This window comes from Methylobacterium sp. WL103 (genome assembly GCF_008039885.1).
Lineage (GTDB): Bacteria > Pseudomonadota > Alphaproteobacteria > Rhizobiales > Beijerinckiaceae > Methylobacterium > Methylobacterium cerastii.
Genome location: NZ_VRUX01000425.1, coordinates 1 through 3,736, shown reverse-complemented (window position 1 = coordinate 3,736; position 3,736 = coordinate 1). Strand labels below are relative to the sequence as shown.

Sequence of the window (3,736 nt, the reverse complement as noted above, 5' to 3'; positions counted from 1 at the left end):
GGCGGTCTCGCCGGGCTTGCCAGCTTCGGCCTTGTCGGCGGTGGCCGTGTCGGCGCCCGGCTTGTCCGTACCGGGTTTGGCCGGGGCGCTCGGCAGGTCGCGCATTTGCGCACGGACGATCGTTCCGGCCAAGCCCTTGAGCTGACCCTCGAACGCCTCGTGGCTCGGCGCCGACATCACGGCGATGGCGATGAAGGCGAGCGCCGCCGTCGCCCCGGTCCAGCCGAGCAGGCGCCCGGTCGGATACCATTCGAGGGTGCCGTCGGCGTTCGGTCGGCCGAGCAGGGCGAGGTAGGCCAGCCACCAGGCCGGCACCGCGAGGTAGGCCGCAAAGCCCAGGCCGAGATAAGGGGAGACGACGAGCGCCAGCGCGAGGCTGCCGGAGGCGGCCGCCGCGAGCGCGGCGCGCGAATTCCAGCCGAGACCCACGATGAGGATCGGCAGGGGCGCCAGGAGGTAGAGGACGATCGCGAGCGGGGTGGCCTTCAGCAGCATTCCGAACAGGAGTGCCGAGACGAGGCCCGCGCCGATACCGATGCCGAGGTTCTGAACCATGAAATCCGCTGTCCCGCCGCCGCGCTCGAAATGCGGGCGGGGTTAGAGGCAGGAAGCGCCCCAACGATCGGGCGGCGGGGATGTCCGCCGCCCGGGAATCGAGGCCGCCGGCTCCGAAGACCGGACCGGCGACCTCCGCGAAAAGCCTACTTGATGACGTAGGGGAGCAGGCCGAGGAAGCGCGAGCGCTTGATCGCCTGGGCGAGCTCGCGCTGCTTCTTGGCCGAGACCGCGGTGATGCGGGACGGGACGATCTTGCCGCGCTCCGAGACGTAACGCGACAGCAGCTTCACGTCCTTGTAGTCGATCTTCGGCGCGTTGGCGCCGGAGAAGGGGCAGGTCTTGCGACGACGGAAGAACGGACGACGGCCACCGCCGCCGGCGGCTCCACCAGCACTTGCACCGAATGCCATGGCTTAGTTCTCCCCGCCGAAGTTGCGCTCGGGCCGGTCGCCGCGATCGCCGCGATCCCCACGGTCGCGGTCGCCGCCGAAGCCGCCGCCGCCACCACCGAAGCCCTCGTCGTCGCGACGACGGCCGCGCTCACGATCCTTGCGGTCGTCGCGGTCGCGCTTCTGCATCATCGCGGACGGCTCGTGCTCGAGCTCTTCCACGCGGATGGTCATGAAGCGGAGCACGTCTTCCGAGATCTGCATCTGGCGCTCCATCTCGGCCATGGCGGCCGGGGGGGCGTCGATGTTGAGCAAGGTGAAGTGCGCCTTGCGGTTCTTCTTGATCCGGTAGGCGAGGGACTTGACGCCCCACATCTCGATCTTCTCGAAACGTCCGCCGTTCTGTTCGATGACGCCCTTGTAGGTCTCGATCATCGTCTCGACCTGCTGGGACGTCACGTCCTGGCGTGCCAGGAATACGTGCTCGTAGAGAGGCATTACGGGCCCTTCAGCTTGAATGAGGCCCGGACATGCAGATGCACGATGAGTTCCGGGCCGGTTCGGTTCGCGAGATCGCCCGGCGCCAAGCCCTCCGAGCCGTTTAAGGGGCCCGAGCGGTTGATCGAAGGCGGAGACACGGGACGACGGCTCGTTCGGATGTCGCCCGAGGCGACGCGAAGAAAGCCTGTGCCGCGAACGGCACCGTCCGTTCAGCCCCCAGCCGGAGCGAACGCGAAGGGGGCCGATAGTCGGTTTCGCCGAAAATCGCAAGGCCCGCCCGCAAGGCCGGATCGAGAAGGCGCACCCGCCGGGTCGCACGGATGCCTGCCCGGTAGCGATCGCGCCGCGCGAAGCGCTTCGGCACGGCGACAGTGATTTATCAGTCGCAAAAATCGAAATGGTGACAGACCGTTAGGCCCGGTTCCCTGTGGCCGGGCATCGCCGCGAAAAAATTCTTCCGAACTATCGGTGTCGCGCAACGTTCCTGATCCACATCGATCAAATAAAGGATACATCTGATGCGTAAGACCCTCATCTCCGCCACGGCTCTCGTGCTCGCGCTGTCGGGCGCAGCGTTCGCGCAGTCCGCCACCGGCAACATGAACAACCCCGGCAGCGTGAAGAGCAACTCCGAGAAGGCGATGGAGAAGGGCGGCACCGTGCGCGGCGACATGCCGGCCACCACCGGCACCGCTCCGGGCGCCGCCACCACGATGCCGGCCGCCCGCGAGGACGGCACCCGCACGGTTCCGGGCAACGCCGGCGCCAACCCGGTTCGCTAAGCTCTGCATACCGCCGAGTCTTTCGGCATCTTCGGAAAGGCCGGGCGTATCGCGCCCGGCCTTTTCGCGTTCGAGGGCGCCTTCGAGGGAGGGCGCGACGATCCGCCGGCGGGCGCATCCGCCTTCGAAGCCCCGGCGATGCGGCGGATTTTCCGCTCCGGCGAGGCGCCACGGCGGCGCGATCTGGGCTATGGACGACGCGTCCAACCCGAAGCCCTCTGATAAAGGTCGGCGCATGTCGGCACAGCCTCTCCGCCTCGGCGTGAACATCGACCACGTCGCCACCGTCCGCAACGCCCGCGGCGGGGCCTATCCCGATCCGGTGAAGGCCGCGCATCTGGCGGTGGAAGCCGGTGCCGACGGGATCACCGCGCATCTGCGCGAGGACCGGCGGCACATCCGCGACGCCGACATGGAAGCGCTCGCCCGCACGCTCACGGTGCCGCTCAACTTCGAGATGGCCGCCACCGACGAGATGGTGGCGCTGGCGTTCAAGCTGAAGCCGCACGCCGCCTGCCTCGTCCCGGAGAAGCGCGAGGAGCGCACCACCGAGGGCGGCCTCGACATCGTCGGCGGGCGCGCGCACCTGGCGCCCCGCATCCGGGCGCTGGCCGAGGCCGGCATCCGCGTCTCGCTGTTCGTCGAGCCCGACCCGGCCGTGATGGAGGCGGCCCACGCGCTGGGCGCGCCGGTGGTCGAGCTTCACACCGGCAGCTACTGCGAGGCCGCGATCGCGGGAGACGCGGCGGCCACGGCGCACGAGCACGACCGGATCGTCCGCGCGGCCGCGCACGGGCAGGGTCTCGGTCTCGAGATCCATGCCGGACACGGGCTCACCACCGGCAGCGTCGGGCCGATCGCGCAGATCCCGCAGATCCGCGAGCTCAACATCGGCCACGCCCTCATCGCCGACGCGATCTTCGTCGGGCTGCCCCAGGCGATCCGCGACATGCGCACCGCGATGGATGAGGCCCGCGCCGGAGGCCGGGGCCAATGATCCTCGGGATCGGTTCCGACCTCTGCGACATCCGCCGGATCGAGCGCTCGCTGGAGCGCTTCGGCGAGCGCTTCACCCACCGGGTGTTCACCGACGGCGAGCGCGCCCGGTGCGACCGCAAGGCCGCTCGCGCGCCCTCTTACGCCCGGCGCTTCGCCGCCAAGGAGGCCTGCGCCAAGGCGCTCGGCACCGGCCTCGCCAACGGCGTGTTCTGGCGCGACATGGAGGTGGTGAACCTCCCCAGCGGTCAGCCGACCCTCCGCCTCACCGGGGGTGCCCAGGAGCGGCTCGCCGCGATGCTTCCGGCCGGCCACGGGGCCAAGGTCCACGTCACGCTCACCGACGATCCGCCGATGGCACAAGCTTTCGTGATCATCGAGGCCGTGCCGGAGGGCACCGGACGGGATTGACGCGCGATCCCGGCGCGTTGCGGGGGAACCCGGCTTGGTCTAGACCGCCGCGACGCAACGGACACGGGTGGGGCGCCGCGGGCGGCGCCCGCGGCGGGC

General features: G+C 69.9%; 5 protein-coding genes and 1 pseudogene. 3 read left to right on the top strand and 3 right to left on the bottom strand.

The window, feature by feature from the left end; genetic code table 11:
* The 3 genes and pseudogenes from FV222_RS19855 to rpsF all read right to left on the bottom strand — a co-directional run.
* Nucleotides 1-555 (bottom strand): annotated as a pseudogene (locus FV222_RS19855) (hypothetical protein); the annotation flags it as partial.
* A 146-nt stretch (nt 556-701) separates the two neighbouring features.
* Nucleotides 702-968, bottom strand: coding sequence for a 30S ribosomal protein S18 (gene rpsR / locus FV222_RS19850; protein ID WP_147725733.1), 267 nt, complete (start codon nt 966-968; stop codon nt 702-704).
* A gap of 3 nt (nt 969-971) precedes the next feature.
* Complete coding sequence (gene rpsF / locus FV222_RS19845) at nt 972-1,445, bottom strand: 30S ribosomal protein S6 (protein WP_147762646.1); 474 nt, start codon at nt 1,443-1,445, stop codon at nt 972-974.
* Nucleotides 1,446-1,963: 518 nt separating this feature from the next.
* On the opposite strand from rpsF, the gene FV222_RS19840 reads away from it, so the two are divergent.
* The 3 genes from FV222_RS19840 (at nt 1,964) to acpS (ending at nt 3,637) form a co-directional block, all read left to right on the top strand.
* Nucleotides 1,964-2,230: a hypothetical protein gene (locus FV222_RS19840; RefSeq protein WP_147750489.1), complete on the top strand. Its 267-nt coding sequence runs from the start codon at nt 1,964-1,966 to the stop codon at nt 2,228-2,230.
* Nucleotides 2,231-2,465: 235 nt separating this feature from the next.
* Nucleotides 2,466-3,227: a pyridoxine 5'-phosphate synthase gene (locus FV222_RS19830; RefSeq protein ID WP_147762647.1), complete on the top strand. Its 762-nt coding sequence runs from the start codon at nt 2,466-2,468 to the stop codon at nt 3,225-3,227.
* On the top strand, nt 3,224-3,637 hold the full coding sequence (gene acpS / locus FV222_RS19825; RefSeq protein ID WP_147750491.1) for a holo-ACP synthase: 414 nt from the start codon (nt 3,224-3,226) through the stop codon (nt 3,635-3,637). The genes FV222_RS19830 and acpS overlap by 4 nt, the downstream gene beginning before the upstream one ends.
* The last annotated feature ends 99 nt before the right edge of the window (nt 3,638-3,736 follow it).

Excerpts from the sequence above, each read along its gene's own strand:
- FV222_RS19830 (WP_147762647.1), top strand. The coding sequence starts at position 2,466 with ATGTCGGCACAGCCTCTCCGCCTCGGCGTGAACATCGACCACGTCGCC.
- acpS (WP_147750491.1), top strand. The coding sequence starts at position 3,224 with ATGATCCTCGGGATCGGTTCCGACCTCTGCGACATCCGCCGGATCGAG.
- rpsR (WP_147725733.1), bottom strand. The coding sequence starts at position 968 with ATGGCATTCGGTGCAAGTGCTGGTGGAGCCGCCGGCGGCGGTGGCCGT.
- rpsF (WP_147762646.1), bottom strand. The coding sequence starts at position 1,445 with ATGCCTCTCTACGAGCACGTATTCCTGGCACGCCAGGACGTGACGTCC.